The following is a 15663-nucleotide window of genomic DNA, read 5'->3' as shown; positions in this document are numbered from 1 at the left end:
GGGGCTCACTGCGCGCGCGCCACCGCCCGGGCCTTCTCCAGCAGGCGCCGCAGCGGCGCGTCCTCGCCCACCCGCGCGAGCGCCTCGTCCCACGTCAACCACTGCGCGCCCGTGGACTCGTTGGGATCATGCACCAGCGCCTCCGGGTTCTCCGCCACCACGAGGTAGCGCACGTCCAGGTGCTGGTGCTCCGCTTCGTCCTTGCGCGCGGGAATGGTGTGCACGTCCACGTCCAGCGGGCGGGGAGCGCGCGGATGGAGCACCACGCGGCAACCCGTCTCCTCCCGCGCCTCGCGCAGCGCCGAGTCCTCCATGCGGCCCGCGTCCGCCTCCTCCGCGTGTCCACCGGGTTGCAGCCAGCGCTTGAGCTTGCCGTGCAGCAGCAGCACCACCCGCGCTCCCGCAGGGTCCACCACCACGGCGCTCCCGGTGAAGTGCGCCCGCGGCTGGGCGCGGGAGAAGGGCTGCTCCAGCTCCTCGGCGAAGCGGCGCATGCGCTCCAGGTCCTCGCGCTCCCGCTCGTCCGCGGGAACGTGGTGGGACAGCAGGGCGCGCAGGGAATCCAGGGAGGCATTCATGGGGGGCGCATTGTGCCCACTTCGATCCCGAGTGCCAGGACGATATAGGTTCGCCTCCATGGCCCGAATCCTCGTCATCGACGACCACGACACCCTTCGAGAGGGCATGGCGGTCACCCTCACCCGCTCCGGCCACGTGGTGACCGCCGCGCGCTCGGGGACGGATGGCGTCGCCGCCTACAAGAAGACGCCGTTCGATCTCGTCGTCACGGACTTGAAGATGGATGGCATGGACGGCATCGCCGTCACGCGCACCCTCAAGGCCCACGACGCGGCCGCCGTCGTCATGGTCGTCACCGCCTTCGGCACCATCGAGACGGCCGTGCAGGCCATGCAGCAGGGCGCCTACGACTTCATCACCAAGCCCTTCACCCCGGACGTGCTGCGCGCCAAGGTGGACAAGGGCCTGGAGCTGTCGGCCACCCGCCGCCAGGTGGAGAAGCTGTCGGCCCGCACCGAGGCGCTCGAGTCCGACGCCGCGCGCGCCAGCGGCGGCCTGCTCGTGGGTGACAGCGAGCCCATGCAGCGGCTCGTCGCGCAGGTGCGCAAGGCGGCCGCCACCGACGCCACCGTGCTCGTGCGCGGCGAGTCCGGCACGGGCAAGGAGCTCGTGGCGCGCATGCTCCACCAGTGCTCGCCCCGCAAGGACGGGCCCTTCGTCGTCGTGCACTGCGCGGCCCTGGCCGAGACGCTCCTGGAGAGCGAGCTGTTCGGCCACGAGCGCGGAGCCTTCACCGGCGCCATCAAGCGCAAGCTCGGCCGCTTCGAGCTCGCCGACGGCGGCACGCTCTTCCTCGACGAGATTGGAGAAATCCCCGCCTCCGTGCAGACGAAGCTCTTGCGCGTGCTGCAGGAGAAGGAGCTGCAGCGCGTGGGCGGCGAGGAGACGCTCAAGGTGGACGTGCGCGTGGTGAGCGCCACCCACCGCGACCTCCAGGCCGAGGTGAAGGCGGGCCGCTTCCGAGAGGATCTCTACTACCGGCTGCACATCGTCCCCCTGATGCTGCCGCCGCTGCGCGAGCGGCCCGAGGACATCCCCACGCTCGCGCGGCACTTCGTGACCCGGCATGGGCCACGGGTGAACAAGCGCGTGCGGGGCCTGGAGGACAGCGCCCTGCGCGCGCTCACCCGCTACGCCTGGCCGGGCAACGTGCGCGAGCTGGAGAACGTCATCGAGCAGTCGCTCGTCTTCGCCGAGGGGGAGACACTGGCCGCCACGGACCTGCCGGCCCACCTCTCCCAGCTCCCCCCGCGCGCCGACGCGGGCCTGCCCGTGCCCACCGGCGACCGGCCACTGCCCGACATCCTCGAGGACCTGGAGCGCCAGCTCATCGCCCGCGCCTACGAGAAGGCCGGCGGCGTGAAGACGGAGACGGCCCGGCTGCTCGGCATCAAGACGTCCGCGCTGTACTACAAGCTGGAGAAGTACGGTTTCATCTCCAAGGGTGAGCGTCCCGAGGAGTCCTGACGCGGGGCGCCGGCGGGCCCCTCCCCTCGAAAATCCATCGCCCCCGGCCTCCCCTGGCGGATTTCCACGGGACGGCGCCCCGGCCCCGCCCGTCCCGCCTGGCCGAACCCCCTGGAACCACGCGGGTTGAACGGGAAACGGCTCGCCTCGCCGTGCAGTGGCCCTGGCATCCGTCTTGCTGATAGGAATCGGGTGATGAAGCGCGTCCTGCTCGCCCTGTGGCTGTGTCTCGTGCCGGGAGCCCCCGTATGGGCGGCCTCGGGCCTGGACACGCCGCGGACGCAGGCCCAGGAAGCGCGCGCCCGGGTGCGCGAGCTGCGCGAGCAACAGCAGGTGCTGCGCGCGGAGTTGAACACCCTGGCCGGACGCATCGAGCAGCTCAAGACCGGGCAGAAGGGCCGGCTGGTGGCGGGCTCGGAGCTGGAGCAGGCGCTGCAACGCTCGCAGGAGCTGTCCGGACAGCTCACGGGGCTGGCCCAGTCGCTCGCCGGGGCCGAGTCCGAGGCGGAGCGGCGCCACCTGGCGTTGCACACGGCGCTCTCCGCGGAGCTCGACCGGGTGCGCGCGGCCTGGGACGCCACGAGCGACCGGCGGGCGCGGGCCGGACTGCTCGAGCGCATGCGCACCCTGCGCGCCGAGCGTGATGCGGTGCGCACCGCGCTGCCCCCCTCCCAAGTACCGGCGTTGCCCGAGGCGGCCACGAGCGATGACGCCGAGGATCTGCTGGAGCAGGCGGACGCGCTGCGTGACACCGAGGACAAGGTGAACCAGCGGCTCCAGGCACTGCGCACCCGCCTCACCGAGGTGCGCGAGGAGCGGGAGCTGGAGCGGCGCATGAGCGACTTCCTCGGCGAGGAGTCCATGTTCGACGAGCAGGACCGGCGCCTGCGCTTGAGCATGGACTCCACCACGAAGAACATCTCGGTGAGCGCCACCCCGCGCACCGGGAGCCCGGCCCTCGTGACGAGGGACGAAGCCCCTGCCGGGGGAAATGGGTCGGCGGGAATCCCGCCCCCGGCGCTGCCAGGCAGCAGCCCGGACACCCCTGGGGACTCGACCCCTGGCCCTCCGAGCGGCCCCGGCAACTCGGGCGACCCCTACAACTACAACAACGGGGCTCCCCCCACCCGCCCGCAGGCCATCGACAGCCGCCCGCAGGTGGGCACGGTGCGCGCCCAGGTCCTCGCCAGTGACTTCCCGGAGGATGTCCGGGGCCTGGAGCAGGAAGCCGCTCGGCTCGAGTCGCTCGCTCGGGAGCTGGGCTCACGCGCGGACTCGCTGGAACGCCGCGCGCGCGAGCTGCGCTAGCTCATCCTCCCGCCACCAGGAACCCCGGACCTCGGTTCGTGGCCGGCCCGCTCCGGCTCCAACGCCCCCATCAACGAACATGTTCGTTAAGTACTTGTTCGTGACGAACATGTTCGTTAGATTGGGGGCATGAGTTCGACCCCACCGCGCACCAGTCGCCGCGAGCGCCCAGCGAAGCCGGCGCTCACCCGCCACGCCATCGTGAGTGCCGCACTGGACGTGGTCCGCGAGGAGGGACTGGAGCGGCTGACGATGCGCCGGCTGGCCACCGAGCTGGATACCGGCGCGGCGTCGCTCTACGTCTACTTCCGCAACGTCGCCGAGCTACACGCCGGCGTGCTGGATGAGTTGCTGGGCACCGTCGACCTCGGAGGCGGGGACGGCGACTGGAGGACCCGGCTCATCGGGGTGCTGCGCTCCTACACCCAGGTGTTGCTCGAGCAGCCGAGCCTCGCCCGCTCCGCGATGGTGTCCCGGCCCTCGGGACCGCACTACCTGGCGCTGCTGGAGAAGCTGCTCGCCCTCCTCGCCGAGGGTGGCGTTCCCGACGGCCAGGCGGCCTGGGGCGTCGACCTGCTCCTGCTGTACGCCACGAGCACGGCGGTCGAGCACGGCGCCCCCGATGGGGAAGCGAGTGGAGAAGACGAGTTCAACACCCTGGCCGCCGCGTTGCGCACCGTCTCGGCCACCAGCCACCCACGTATCGCCGCGCTCGGTGACGATCTGTTGTCCGGCACCGGCTCCGACCGCCTCACCTGGGGCTTCGACGTCCTGCTCAACGGGCTCCCGCGCACCCCCAGACCGCGGCGCTGACGTTCCTCCCCACGACCCGACCCACCCCCACGAAGAAACCAAACCATGACCGCGACCCCCTCGATCACCATCGTCGGAGCCGGACTGGGCGGATTGACCCTTGCCCGCGTCCTGGCCCGCTCCGGAATCCACGCCACGATCTACGATCTCGACGCCTCACCCACGGCCCGCCCCCAGGGCGGAATGCTGGACATCCACGAGGACTCCGGGCAGCGAGCCCTGCGCGAGGCCGGGCTGTTCGAGCGGTTCCTGCCGCTCACCCAACCTGGCGGCGAGGATCTGCGCGTCCTGGACAAGAACGCGACCGTGCGCCTGGACGAGCAGGGGGAAGGTGGCCGGCCGGAGATCGAGCGCGGCGCGCTGCGCGACCTGCTGCTGTCCTCCCTGCCCGAGGGAATGGTGCGCTGGGGATCCAAGGTCACCGCCATCCGCGCGCTCGGCGACGGCCGGCACCAACTGACCCTGGGCAACGGGGACGTGGTCGACAGCGATCTGCTGATCGGCGCCGACGGAGCCTGGTCGAAGGTCCGCCCCCTGGTCTCGGCGGCCGTGCCGGTCTACTCGGGACTGTCCTTCATCGAGGCCCACCTGAGCGAGGCCGACACCCGGCATCCCGCCAGCGCCACCCTCGTGGGCCGAGGTTCGATGTTCGCGCTGGGCGCGCACCAGGGAATGATCGCCCACCGTGGAGGCAGGGGCGAGCTGCACGTCTACATCGCGCTGATGAAGCCGGCCGGCTGGGCGGCGTCCCTCGACGTCACCGACCCGGCCGCCATCAAGGCCCACCTGCTGGAGCACTTCGCCGGCTGGGACGAATCGCTGCTCGCGCTGATCTCCGACGCCGACGACCACCTCGTGCCCCGGCCCATCCACGCCCTGCCGGTCGGGCATCGCTGGCCCCGGACACCGGGAGTCACCCTGCTCGGCGACGCCGCCCACCTGATGTCGCCCTTCGCCGGGGAGGGTGCCAACCTGGCCATGCTCGACGGTGCCGAACTCGGACGGGCACTCCTCGCCCACCCCGGCGACGTGGAAGCAGCGCTGGCGGCGTACGAGCGGGAGCTGTTCCCCCGGAGCGAGAAGTCGGCCGCCGAGTCCGCCGCCAACCTCATCACGCTCTTCAAGCCCGACGCCCCCCAGGGCTTGTTGGACATGATGGCCCGGTACGCCGTGATGAGCGCGTGAGCCGCGCGGACTCACCGCCCCACGAGCACGTCCAGCGTCACGTCGGCCTGCAGGCGCACCTCGCGTGACGGCATGCGGCCCTTGCCCCGTACGAGCAGGCTCATGGACGGAGCGGCGAGGAAGGGCTGCAGCTCCGCGTGCGTCAGCTCCAGGAACAGCACGGGATTGGGCGCACTCAAGTTCAGCGAGGAGATGTTCTGCTTGTACGCCACCCGGACCTCCCGATCTCCCGAGCGCGCGTAGCACTCCACGGTGTCCAGGAAGGAGAAGTCCTGGTCCGCGGGCGCGAGCACCTTGAGCTGGAAGGAATGGATCCGCGCGGACGTCACGCGATCCTTGGTGATGTCCTGGTTCTGGAAGTCCTGGTTCCGGTTGAAGTCGAGGTTGGTGAAGCTGCCAAAGGCCGGGAAGGCATCGAGCGGGGTATCGGTGTCGCTCGGGGGAGCGGCGGGAATGGTCGTCTCGCCCTTGAGATTGGCGACGTAGGAGGGGGGCGCGCAGGCCACGAGCGCGAGCAGGGCACACATGGGGAGCACGAAAGGGGGGCGCATGGGGCGGGAATCTACCGGCCCGCCGGGGAGACGTCACCGAGCCCCCGTGGAGGCCGCTGCTCTCGTGGACAGGGCGGGCTTGGCCCGGAGTATGGTGCGCCCACTTGAAACACATCCTCTCCACGCTCCTGGTGCTGGTCGTGGCGCGGGCCGGTGGTGCGCGGGCCGCCGACGTGGAGGGACGCCTGCGCGTGACGGGCCGGTTGCTGTGGGATGGCAACGCGCCGCGGGACTTCTCCCAACGGGGCATCTCCCGCGACACCTCGGACGGGGTGTTCGGCCTGCTCGCCTCGGCCGAGGGCCGCTACACCGCCGAGCGCTGGCAGCTCGTGGGCCGCTACGACGGGGGCGCTCGCGCCTACCTCGGCTACACCCAGGAGAACACGCTCGTGCAGGCCGCCGCGCTGGAGGGCTCGCACGCGCTGGGCGAGTTGCTCGGCCTGGGCGTGGAGGGACGCGCCAAGGACCGGCGAGGGGGAGGCCGGGAGTACACGGACCTGGCGGCCTCGGCCTTCGCCGAGTACGTCCCGGACGCGCGGCTCGCCCTGCGCCTGCGCCTGGGCGCCCACCGCTTCCTCTACCGCCCGGACTCCGCCGCGAACTTCGGCGGCCCCGAGCTGGGAGTGCTCGCGCGCTACCGGCTCGACCGCCGCCATGCCTTCAGCCTCACCGGAGAGTACGGCGCGCGCCGCTACGACTCGTTCGCGCGCCTGCCCCCGGCCGAGCCCCCGCGGCTGACGGATGGGCGCGCGGACACGGCCCTGCTCGCGAGCGTGGGCTACACCTACAAGGGCCCCCTGACGCTGGGGCTCGCGTACTCCTACGCGGAGAACAACTCCAACAGCTTCGGCGAGTCGGTGCACCGCCACCGGCTGAGCGCCACCCTGGGAATGCGCCTGCCCTGGAAGCTGACGCTGCTGGCCCAGGGCGCGGTAGGGCTCAACCTCTACCCGGATGGCGTCTACCTCTCGCCGGAGATCACCCTGCTCGAGGAGGACGAGGCGCAGAACATGCTGTCCGTGCGGCTGGTGCGGCCCCTGAACGATTGGCTCGACGTGGAGCTGTCCTCGGCCTTCTATGGCAGCAGCCGGATGCCCAGGTCGGGCCTGTTCTACTTCCGCCCCGTGGTGGGCGTGGGCCTGACCTGGCGGCCCTGACGCCCGCTCACTCCAGCCCGGCCAGCCGCTCGTCGATCTCCTCGGCGAGGCTCGCGTGGCTCTGGGCGAGCGCCGTGTCGCGGGCGCGGGTGAGCACCTCGCGCGCCCGGGACGTCTGCCCCGCTCCGGAGTAGGCGTCCCCCAGGGACACCAGGGCGGCGGCGTACTGGGGATCCAGCCGGACGGCGGTCTCCAGGGCCTCGGCCGCCTCGGCGTAGCGGCGCGCCTCCAGCAGGGCCTTGCCCAGGGAGAAGTGCGCCATGGGGGCATCGGGGAACTGGGCGGCCATCTTCTTGAACTGCTCCAACCGGGCGTCGCTCATGGAGGGGTGATAGAAGAGAGGCATGTCCGTTGCCAAGCAAGACGTGCGCTCCCTCGCCGAGGCCGCCCGCAAGGCCTCGCGCGTACTGGCCTCCGCCCCCACCGCCCAGAAGGACGAGGCCCTTCGTGCCATGGCCCGTCATCTGCGCGCCGCCCTGCCCGCGCTCCTGGCCGCCAACGCGGAGGACCTGGCCGCCGCGCGCGCCGCGGACAGACCCTCGGCCTTCCTGGACCGGCTCCTGCTGGACGCCGGACGGGTGGAGGCCATGGCGCGGGCGGTGGAGGAGGTGGCGAGCCTGAAGGATCCGGTGGGCGAGCGGGCGGAGGAGTGGGACCGGCCCAACGGCCTGCACGTGAGCAAGGTGCGGCTGCCGCTGGGGGTGGTGCTGATGATCTACGAGGCCCGGCCCAACGTGACGAGTGACGCGGCGGCGCTGTGCCTCAAGAGCGGCAACGCGGCGCTCTTGCGCGGGGGCAGCGAGGCGGCGCGCTCCAACGCGGCCATCGCGGCGGCGCTGGCGGCGGGGCTCACCGAGGCGGGGCTGCCGGCCGCGAGCATCCAGCCGGTGCCTCCGGGCGAGCGCGAGACGATGCTGGAGCTGCTCAAGCTCGACGGCCTCATCGACCTGTGCATTCCCCGGGGCGGCGAGAGCCTCATCCGCTTCGTGGCGGAGAACGCGCGCATTCCCGTGGTGAAGCACTACAAGGGCGTCTGCCACGTGTACGTGCACGCCGCGGCGGACCTGGAGATGGCCACGCGCATCGTGCTCAACGCCAAGGCGAGCCGTCCGGGGGTGTGCAACGCCGCCGAGTGTCTGCTGGTGGACCGGGCCATCGCCGAGCGCTTCCTGCCCCAGGTGGGCCGGGAGCTGGTGGCGCGGGGCGTGGAGCTGCGCGCGGACGCGGCCTCCAGAGGTGTCCTGGAGCAGGCCGACGTGGCGGCGCGGCCCGCGACCCAGGAGGACTGGGGCCAGGAGTACCTGGACCTCATCCTCGCCGTCCGGGTGGTGGACGGGCTGGAGGAGGCGATGGAGCACATCGCCCGCTATGGCAGTGAGCACACCGAGGCCATCGTCACAGCGGACGCCGGGGTGGCCGGGCGCTTCATCCGGGAGGTCCTGGCGAGTGGGGTGATCTGGAACGCCTCCACGCGCTTCAACGACGGGAGCGAGCTGGGCCTGGGGGCGGAAATCGGGGTTTCCACCAGCCGACTGCACGCCTTTGGACCCATGGGCCTGAGAGAATTGACGACTCAAAAGTACGTCATCCACGGACAGGGCCAGGTGCGCTAGGGTGCGCGCCCAGACACGTATGGCGACCAAGAAGACGACGAAGAAGCCGGCGGCGAAGAAGAAGAGCGCGACGAAGACGCCCGCCGCCCGCAAGAAGACGGCCGCGAAGAAGACGACGGCGAAGAAGCTGGCCGTGCGCAAGAAGCCGTCCGTCCGCAAGAAGAAGGCGCCCGCGCCGGCGGCGGCGGCTCCGGCCATCGCGGAGAACCCACGCGCCCATGCGCTCGCGCGCAAGATCGCCAACCTGCTGTCGGACAAGAAGGCCGTGGACATCGTCATCCTCGACGTGCGCGGCATGACGTCCTACGCCGACTACGTCGTGGTGGCCTCGGGCGAGAGCGACCGGCAGGTGTCCTCCATGGCCGAGCACGTGCTCGTCAAGCTCAAGGAGAGCGAGGGCCTGCGCCCCGTGGGCCACGAGGGCATGGACACCGGCCAGTGGGTGCTCCTGGACTTCGGCGAGGTGGTCGCCCACATCTTCTATTCGGAGATGCGCGCCCACTATGACCTCGAGGGCATCTGGGCCGACGCGCGCCGGGAGAAGGTGGCCTGAAGGTCCGGCTCGTCTCGGTGGGCAGGGATCGCTCGGGCCTCTATGAGCCCGCGGTCCAGGAATACGCCTCGCGCCTGGCCCACTACACCCGCTTCGAGCTGGTGGAGCTACCCGAGGCCGGTGGAAAGAAGGGCAAGGCCACGGACGCCCGCGCGCTCGAGGCCGACGCCCTGCTCGCGCGCAGGAAGCCGCAAGACTTGCTGGTGGCGCTCGACGAGCGGGGCAAGCTGCTCGACTCGGTGGAGTTCAGCCGCTACGTGGGCCGGGCCCGGGATGGCGCGAAGGATCTCCTCCTCGTCATTGGGGGGGACGAGGGCCTGGACGATCGGGTGCGGCAGTCGGCCGACCTCGTGCTCTCGCTGTCGAAGATGACGCTGCCTCACCGCCTGGCGCGCGTGGTGCTGGTGGAGCAGCTCTACCGCGCCTTCACGCTCCTCAAGGGCGAGCCGTACCACAAGTAGCCCGCCCCGGCCCGGCACGTCAGACGGCGCGTGCCGCGCGCGTCCAGGGGCGGCATGAACTCCACCCTTCCCCGCGTCCGTGTCATCGCCTCGCCCCAGTCGTGGGTGGAGGGAGAAGCCCTGCGTCAACTCGAGGCCGCCGCGCGGCTTCCCGGCATGCGCTCCGCGGTGGGCCTGCCAGACCTGCACCCGGGCAAGGGAGCTCCGGTGGGCGCCGCGTTCACCTCGCAAGGCGTCTTCTATCCCTTCCTGGTGGGCAACGACATCGGGTGCGGCATGGGGCTGTGGGCGTTGGACCTGCCCGCGCGCAAGGCGAAGCCGGAGCGCTGGGCCGCGCGGCTGGACCTGGAGGGCCCCTGGGAGGGCGACGCGGAGGCGATGCTCGCGGACGCGGGCGTCAGGCCCTGCGGCTTCGAGGCCTCACTCGGCACCGTGGGCGGCGGCAACCACTTCGCCGAGGTGCAGCGGGTGGAGGCGGTGCACGACGCGAAGGCCTTCCAGGCGCTGAAGCTGGAGATGAACCAACTGCTGCTGCTGGTGCACTCGGGCTCACGGGGCCTGGGGGAACACATCCTGCGCGCGCACGTGGACCGGCATGGCGCGGGAAGCCTCGCGGAGGAGTCGGCCGAGGCGCGCACCTACCTCGCGCGGCATGATCAGGCGGTGGGCTGGGCGCGGGCCAATCGCGCCGCCATCGCCGAGCGGGTGATGCGGGGCGTGGGCGCGGCGGGGCGGCGGGTGCTGGATGTGTGCCATAACAGCGTCACGCCCAAGACTTGGCAGGGCGGACGGGGCTGGCTGCACCGCAAGGGCGCGGCGCCCTCGGATCAGGGGCCGGTGGTGATTCCCGGCAGCCGTGGCGCGCTGAGCTATCTGGTGCTGCCGCTGGGGGACGGCGAGGACCATGCCCACAGCCTCGCGCACGGGGCGGGCCGCAAGTGGACGCGCACCCATGCCCGCGAGCGCCTGCGCGAGCGCTTCACCCCCGATGCGCTCCTGCGCACCTCCTTCAAGAGCCACGTCGTGTGCGAGGACCGCGACCTGCTCTTCGAGGAGGCCCCTCCCGCGTACAAGGCCATCGATCGCGTGGTGGGCGATCTGGTCGATGCTGGACTCGTGCGTGTGGTGGCCACGCTCGCGCCGCTCCTGACCTACAAGACCCGGAGCCGGCGGGAGTAGGCTCACGCCCGCCATGATCAAGCTCTACCAGTCCCAGCCCTCGGGTAATTGCTACAAGGTCCGCCTGCTGCTGCACCAGCTCGCCATTCCCTTCGAGACGGAGGAGGTGGACATCGCCGCCGGGCAGACGCGCACGCCGGAATTCAAGACGAAGAATCCCGTCGCCAAGCTGCCCACCGTGGAGCTGGAGCCGGGCGTGTTCCTCGCCGAGTCCAATGCCATCCTCTGGTACTTCGCCGAGGGCACGCCCTTCATCCCCTCGGACAAGCTGGAGCGGGCGCGGATGCTGCAGTGGATGTTCTTCGAGCAGTACAGCCACGAGCCCTACATCGCCGTGGCTCGCGCGTGGGTCTCCCTCTTCGGGATTCCCGCGGGCAAGGAGCAGGAGTTGGAGGAGCGCATCCACAAGGGCTACGCCGCGCTGGACGTGATGGAGGGCGAGCTCAAGAAGCGTCCCTTCTTCGCCGGAGACACCTACAGCCTCGCGGACATCGCGTTGTATGCCTATACGCACGTGGCGGACGAGGGCCGCTTCGAGCTGGGACGCTACCGGGCCATCCGCGCCTGGTTCGAGCGGGTGCAGGCTCAGCCGCGCCACCTGCGCCTGCGCGACCCGGTGGCCTGAGAGAGCAATGGTGCTCGCGGCGGTGACGCATTGACCCCGGGGTGAAGGGGCCCGTCCTCATCCTCGAGGCTTCTTGCCTCCGAGGTGGGCCGCGAGCGCGTCGATGAAGACCCGCACCTTGGCCGAGAGGCTTCGATGGCTCGGGTACAGGGCATTGACCTCGGTCGTGTCCGGTCTCGTCTGGGGGAGCACCCGCACCAGTTCGCCAGCGGCAATCGCTTTCTCGGCCATGAAGCGTGGGAGCCTGCCAATGCCCGCTCCGCCCATCAGCATCACCAACCCGACCGCGGGTTCCGGGCAAACCGAACGGGGGTAGATGGCGATGTGCTCTTTTCCACGACCGGGGGTATCGAACGTCCACTCCGTCGTCCCGTCGATCCTGTCCATGAAATCGTGGCCCGCGAGGTCCGCGACCGTGGTGGGCGTCCCCCGTGCCTTGAGATAGGAGGGACTGGCGCAAAGCCACATCTCCAGTGATGGCAGACGGCGTGCGACGAGCCCGGAATCGACGAGTGAACCCATACGGATCGCCACGTCGATCTCCTGGGCGATCATATCGACGTTGCGATGGTTGAGGTCGAGCACCACCCGGACCTCGGGGTAGCTCGCGAGGAACGCGGGCAGCATCGGCGCGATCAGGGTGTGGACGTACGAGAGCGGCGCGCTCACCCGCAGGGTGCCGCGCGGTACGCCGACGAAGCCCCCCAGCGCCGTCTCGGCCTCGTCGACGTCGTTCATGATTCGCAAGGCATGCGGATGCAGCAGCGCGCCCGCGTCCGTGAGCCGCACATGGCGATTGGAGCGTTCCACCAGCGCGGTGCCCACGACGGCCTCCAGCCGGGCGAGCGAACGGCTGACAGATGATTTCGGCATGTTCAACGCTCGCGCGGCGGCCGAGACACTCTTCAAGTCGGCGATGCGCGCGAATGCACGCAGATCAGTCAGGTCCAGGTCGAACATGGCCTCGAGCGTTCCAGAACTGGAACATCATGTCCACACCTGGCAACCGCGCTTCCAGTTGGAACAACCCGGGCATCCACCTAGAGATGATTGGCAACAGGAACCCAGCAACAGGAACCCGGTATGACCTCAATCCTTCATCAAGACAGACTTCTGTCCCCAGTCACCCTTGGCGCGCTGACACTGCGCAACCGGGTGATCATGTCCCCCATGTCCCGCGTGCGAGCGGATGCGGACCTGGCGCCCCCGGACTTCGTCGCGAGGTATTACGCCCAGAGGGCCAGCGCGGGGCTGATCATCACGGAATCCACCGCCGTCGCTCCCTACGGCGCTGGCTTCCCACCACTGCCCGGTCTCTTCACCGCCAGACAGGTCAATGGCTGGCGCAAGGTGGTCGAGGCCGTGCACGACGCGGGCGGCCTGATCGCCGCCCAGCTCTGGCACACCGGACGCGAACGCACAGAAGACGAAGCCCGGGGACGGCCACCCGGCTGGGCCATGATGGAAGCGATCACACCGGCTGATCTCACGACATCCGAAATCGCCGGCATCGTGAAGGGGTACGTCAACGGCGCACGGGCCTCCCGGGAAGCCGGCTTCGACGCCATCGAGCTCCACAACGGAAATGGCTTCCTCCTCGATCGCTTCCTCCGGGCTGGAACCAACGGTCGCGAGGACAGCTACGGGGGGAGCCTCGAGAACCGCACACGCTTGACGCTGGAAGTCCTCGCGGCGGTCTCGGACGTCTACGGTGCCGATCGCGTCGGAGTCAGGTTCTCGCCCAGCGCCACCATCGCGGGTGGCCCGGATCCGCGAGTGGAGGAGACCTTCGCCTATCTTCTCGAGCGGCTCCGTCCACTGGGTCTCGCCTGGGTCGATGTGACCCGTGTCACCGCGCAGGATCTCGCCCATGGGTCTGGACCGGGAATCCCGCTGGAGTGGATCCGGTCGCACTACGCGGGCCGACTGATCGGGGCTGGCGAGTTCGACCGCGAAAAGGGCGAAGAGGCGATCGCCCAGGGTACCCTGGACGCGGTCGCCTATGGCCGGCTGTTCCTCGCCAATCCGGACTTGCCGAGGCGCTTCGCCAGGCGGGCCCCGCTGAACAATCCCAACCCTCAGACCTTCTACGCGCCGGGCGAAATTGGCCTGACGGACTACCCCACGATGGAGGCGGCATGAACACCCAGCTCATGACAAGGGGAGTGGCTCCGGCCGCTCCCCAGGCGGACAGCTCGGTGAAAGGACTCGACGGGTTCACGCACCGCTACGCCGAGGTGAACGGTACCCGGATCCACTACGTGGTGGGCGGCAAGGGCCCGGCCATCGTGCTCATGCATGGGTATCCGTACACCTGGGCCTCGTGGCGCAAGCTGATGCCGCTGCTCGCCGATGCCGGCTTCACCGTCATTGCCCCCGACCTTCGCGGCCTCGGCGATTCCGACAAGACCGAGACGGGTTACTCGAAGGTCAACGTCGCCGAGGACGTGCGGCAGATCGTCCAGTCGCTCGGCTTCGACACCATCAACCTGGTCGGCACCGACATCGGCACGATGGTTGCCTATGCCTACGCGTCCCGCCATCCCGACGAGGTCCGCCGGCTGATATTGGCCGAGTCCCTCATCCCCGGCTTCGGCCTCGATGAACTGATGAACCCGGCAACGGGCGGCTATTGGCACTTCGGCTTCCACGCCCAGGTCGATGTCGCCGAGCTGCTGACGGCCGGGAAGGAAGTGGCCTACCTGCTGCCCACGATGAAATGGGCGTCCACGTCCAAGGACGCGGAAGACGTGGCGCTGAAGCTCTTCCTTCCGTACTACCTCGCGCCGGGTGGCATGCGCGCCGGCTTCAAACATTACGAGACGATGGTCGAGGATGGCAGGGAGAACCGCGCGGCCTTCCGCGCCAAGCTGAAGATGCCCGTGTTGGTACTGAACGGCGACAAGGGCATCCCTCAGGCCCAGACACTCGGATGCGTGTTCCAGGTCGCGGAGAACGTCGAGGCGGAACTCGTTCCCCAGAGCGGCCATACCTTCGCCGAGGACAATCCGGCCTGGGCCGGGGAGAGACTCGCTCGCTTCTTCGCCCCCTCTCGCCGGGCCAGTTCAGCCCTGGGTGAAGGAGCCCATCACGTCGAGGCATCGAGGGCCTTCTTCACCTCGTCCGCGAGCGGATCATCCGAGAGGCTGATGACGGCGAAGCCGTAGCCGTCGCGGAACCAGTAATGCGTGAGCAGCACCCCATCCCGACGCAGCCCCTTCGTCCGGCCGGGAACCCGGCTTCCCGGCCGCATGTAGAAGCCGAGACGCCGCCCGTCCCGGGCCTCGTAGAGCAGCAGGGCGGCCGCGCCAACGTCGGTCGACAGCAGTTGCCCGCCGAGCAGCGTGAAGCCGTGCGCTTGGAGATCCGGTACCGCAGCCCGGGGGCCCAGGTTCCTGACCAGCCAGAGCTTCAAGTCGTCGGACTTCGACGCGTCCAGCTCGAGCGCGTGCGTCTGGTCCATCGCGAACAGGCGGTAGGCCTGGAGCGCGTCCTCCATGGGTGGGAGCGTGGCGGCCATCGTCATCGAGCGGGCCACCCACCCCCCCACGGCGCCCACACCCGCCGTGAGCACCAGGGCCGCCGCCAGGGCCACGCGCTGGCGCGTCCGGGCACGCAACAAGCGGCGGATGGCGGAGGGCTCGAGTTGGGGGGCGGGCGGGAGGGCATGGGGATTGGCGTGCGCCGCGCGCAGCCGCTCGGCATCGCGCTTCCATGCGGCGACCGTCTCCGCCCACTCGGGAGTGGCCTCGAGCCAGGCCTCGACTTCCCGCCTCCGGCCATCGTCCAACTGGCCATCGACATAGGCGTGCAGTTCGTCCTCGGTCGGAATGAGCGGCGTCATTTCAGCACCCGGAGAGAAGGAGGAGACACATCATTGTCCGTCAACTCGCGCAACGCCTTGCGCGCGCGCGACAGGCGGGACATCACCGTCCCGATGGGCACCCCGAGCGCCTCGGCGGCCTCGCCATAGCTCAAGCCCTCCACGGCCACCAGCAGCATCAACGCCCGCTGCTCGGGTGGCAACCGGCCAAAGGACTCCAGCGAGGCGCGGGCGATGACCACCTCCTCGGCCGAGGGCGCCACGTCCCGGGGACCCCGGAACACGTCCAGCAGCCGCGAGAAGCGCCCCGCGCGCTTGCGCTCGTCGAGGAAGCGCCGGTACAGAATGG

Annotated in this window: 18 protein-coding genes; 12 read left to right on the top strand and 6 right to left on the bottom strand. The window is 70.2% G+C overall.

The annotated features are described in order from the left end of the window. Positions 1 to 5: 5 nt before the first annotated feature. Positions 6 to 578 (bottom strand): NUDIX hydrolase, encoded by a 573-nt coding sequence (locus tag F0U63_RS08580; protein ID WP_395845396.1) that lies wholly within the window; start codon positions 576 to 578, stop codon positions 6 to 8. Between the two features lie 58 nt (positions 579 to 636). Here F0U63_RS08580 and F0U63_RS08575 point away from each other — a divergent pair, with 58 nt between their 5' ends. From F0U63_RS08575 to F0U63_RS08560, 4 genes are all read left to right on the top strand, one after another. Continuing rightward, a complete protein-coding gene (locus F0U63_RS08575) occupies positions 637 to 2046 on the top strand; it encodes a sigma-54-dependent transcriptional regulator (RefSeq protein ID WP_395845395.1) in 1410 nt (469 codons plus the stop codon). Positions 2047 to 2241: 195 nt separating this feature from the next. Beyond that, positions 2242 to 3354, top strand: coding sequence for a TetR family transcriptional regulator (locus F0U63_RS08570; RefSeq protein WP_395845394.1), 1113 nt, complete (start codon positions 2242 to 2244; stop codon positions 3352 to 3354). Between the two features lie 129 nt (positions 3355 to 3483). Then, positions 3484 to 4167 carry a TetR/AcrR family transcriptional regulator gene (locus F0U63_RS08565; protein WP_395845393.1) on the top strand — a complete coding sequence of 228 codons (684 nt, stop codon included), beginning with the start codon at positions 3484 to 3486 and terminating at the stop codon, positions 4165 to 4167. A 45-nt stretch (positions 4168 to 4212) separates the two neighbouring features. Then, positions 4213 to 5352 carry an FAD-dependent oxidoreductase gene (locus F0U63_RS08560; protein ID WP_395845392.1) on the top strand — a complete coding sequence of 380 codons (1140 nt, stop codon included), beginning with the start codon at positions 4213 to 4215 and terminating at the stop codon, positions 5350 to 5352. An 11-nt stretch (positions 5353 to 5363) separates the two neighbouring features. Here the strand turns inward: F0U63_RS08560 and F0U63_RS08555 are convergent, their stop codons facing one another. After that, positions 5364 to 5903: a hypothetical protein gene (locus F0U63_RS08555; RefSeq protein ID WP_395845391.1), complete on the bottom strand. Its 540-nt coding sequence runs from the start codon at positions 5901 to 5903 to the stop codon at positions 5364 to 5366. 104 nt (positions 5904 to 6007) lie between these two features. Here F0U63_RS08555 and F0U63_RS08550 point away from each other — a divergent pair, with 104 nt between their 5' ends. Beyond that, positions 6008 to 7060 carry a hypothetical protein gene (locus F0U63_RS08550; RefSeq protein WP_395845390.1) on the top strand — a complete coding sequence of 351 codons (1053 nt, stop codon included), beginning with the start codon at positions 6008 to 6010 and terminating at the stop codon, positions 7058 to 7060. A gap of 7 nt (positions 7061 to 7067) precedes the next feature. Here the strand turns inward: F0U63_RS08550 and F0U63_RS08545 are convergent, their stop codons facing one another. After that, positions 7068 to 7406, bottom strand: coding sequence for a tetratricopeptide repeat protein (locus F0U63_RS08545; RefSeq protein WP_395845389.1), 339 nt, complete (start codon positions 7404 to 7406; stop codon positions 7068 to 7070). Between F0U63_RS08545 and F0U63_RS08540 the strand changes: the two genes are divergently transcribed. The 5 genes from F0U63_RS08540 to F0U63_RS08520 are packed head-to-tail and all read left to right on the top strand — an operon-like array spanning position 7405 to position 11491. After that, positions 7405 to 8673, top strand: a complete 1269-nt coding sequence (locus F0U63_RS08540; RefSeq protein ID WP_395845388.1) for a glutamate-5-semialdehyde dehydrogenase — start codon at positions 7405 to 7407, stop codon at positions 8671 to 8673. The genes F0U63_RS08545 and F0U63_RS08540 overlap by 2 nt on opposite strands. Before the next feature lie 19 nt (positions 8674 to 8692). Then, positions 8693 to 9226, top strand: coding sequence for a ribosome silencing factor (gene rsfS / locus F0U63_RS08535; RefSeq protein ID WP_395845387.1), 534 nt, complete (start codon positions 8693 to 8695; stop codon positions 9224 to 9226). Next, positions 9223 to 9687, top strand: coding sequence for a 23S rRNA (pseudouridine(1915)-N(3))-methyltransferase RlmH (locus tag F0U63_RS08530; RefSeq protein WP_395848340.1), 465 nt, complete (start codon positions 9223 to 9225; stop codon positions 9685 to 9687). The genes rsfS and F0U63_RS08530 overlap by 4 nt, the downstream gene beginning before the upstream one ends. Positions 9688 to 9741: 54 nt before the next feature. Beyond that, entirely contained in the window at positions 9742 to 10866 is a 1125-nt protein-coding gene (locus F0U63_RS08525) for an RNA ligase RtcB family protein (protein WP_395845386.1), read from the top strand. Between the two features lie 13 nt (positions 10867 to 10879). Continuing rightward, positions 10880 to 11491 (top strand): glutathione S-transferase family protein, encoded by a 612-nt coding sequence (locus F0U63_RS08520; RefSeq protein ID WP_395845385.1) that lies wholly within the window; start codon positions 10880 to 10882, stop codon positions 11489 to 11491. A gap of 57 nt (positions 11492 to 11548) precedes the next feature. Here the strand turns inward: F0U63_RS08520 and F0U63_RS08515 are convergent, their stop codons facing one another. Beyond that, positions 11549 to 12451, bottom strand: coding sequence for a LysR family transcriptional regulator (locus F0U63_RS08515; protein WP_395845384.1), 903 nt, complete (start codon positions 12449 to 12451; stop codon positions 11549 to 11551). A gap of 123 nt (positions 12452 to 12574) precedes the next feature. Between F0U63_RS08515 and F0U63_RS08510 the strand changes: the two genes are divergently transcribed. Both F0U63_RS08510 and F0U63_RS08505 read left to right on the top strand, forming a co-directional pair. Continuing rightward, positions 12575 to 13633 carry an alkene reductase gene (locus F0U63_RS08510; protein WP_395845383.1) on the top strand — a complete coding sequence of 353 codons (1059 nt, stop codon included), beginning with the start codon at positions 12575 to 12577 and terminating at the stop codon, positions 13631 to 13633. Continuing rightward, entirely contained in the window at positions 13630 to 14658 is a 1029-nt protein-coding gene (locus F0U63_RS08505) for an alpha/beta fold hydrolase (RefSeq protein WP_395845382.1), read from the top strand. The genes F0U63_RS08510 and F0U63_RS08505 overlap by 4 nt, the downstream gene beginning before the upstream one ends. Here F0U63_RS08505 and F0U63_RS08500 read toward each other — a convergent pair. Together F0U63_RS08500 and F0U63_RS08495 are read right to left on the bottom strand one after the other, a co-directional pair. Continuing rightward, a complete protein-coding gene (locus F0U63_RS08500; RefSeq protein ID WP_395845381.1) occupies positions 14580 to 15335 on the bottom strand; it encodes an anti-sigma factor family protein in 756 nt (251 codons plus the stop codon). The two genes, F0U63_RS08505 and F0U63_RS08500, sit on opposite strands and share 79 nt — an antisense overlap. Further along, a complete protein-coding gene (locus tag F0U63_RS08495) occupies positions 15332 to 15658 on the bottom strand; it encodes an RNA polymerase sigma factor (RefSeq protein ID WP_395848339.1) in 327 nt (108 codons plus the stop codon). Before F0U63_RS08495 ends, F0U63_RS08500 begins: the two co-directional genes overlap by 4 nt. Positions 15659 to 15663: the final 5 nt, after the last annotated feature.

It is taken from the genome of Cystobacter fuscus, from assembly GCF_044360685.1.
Classification (GTDB): Bacteria; Myxococcota; Myxococcia; order Myxococcales; family Myxococcaceae; genus Cystobacter; species Cystobacter fuscus_C.
The sequence above is the reverse complement of the archived record's forward strand: the minus strand, read 5'-3'. Positions and strand labels throughout refer to the sequence as shown.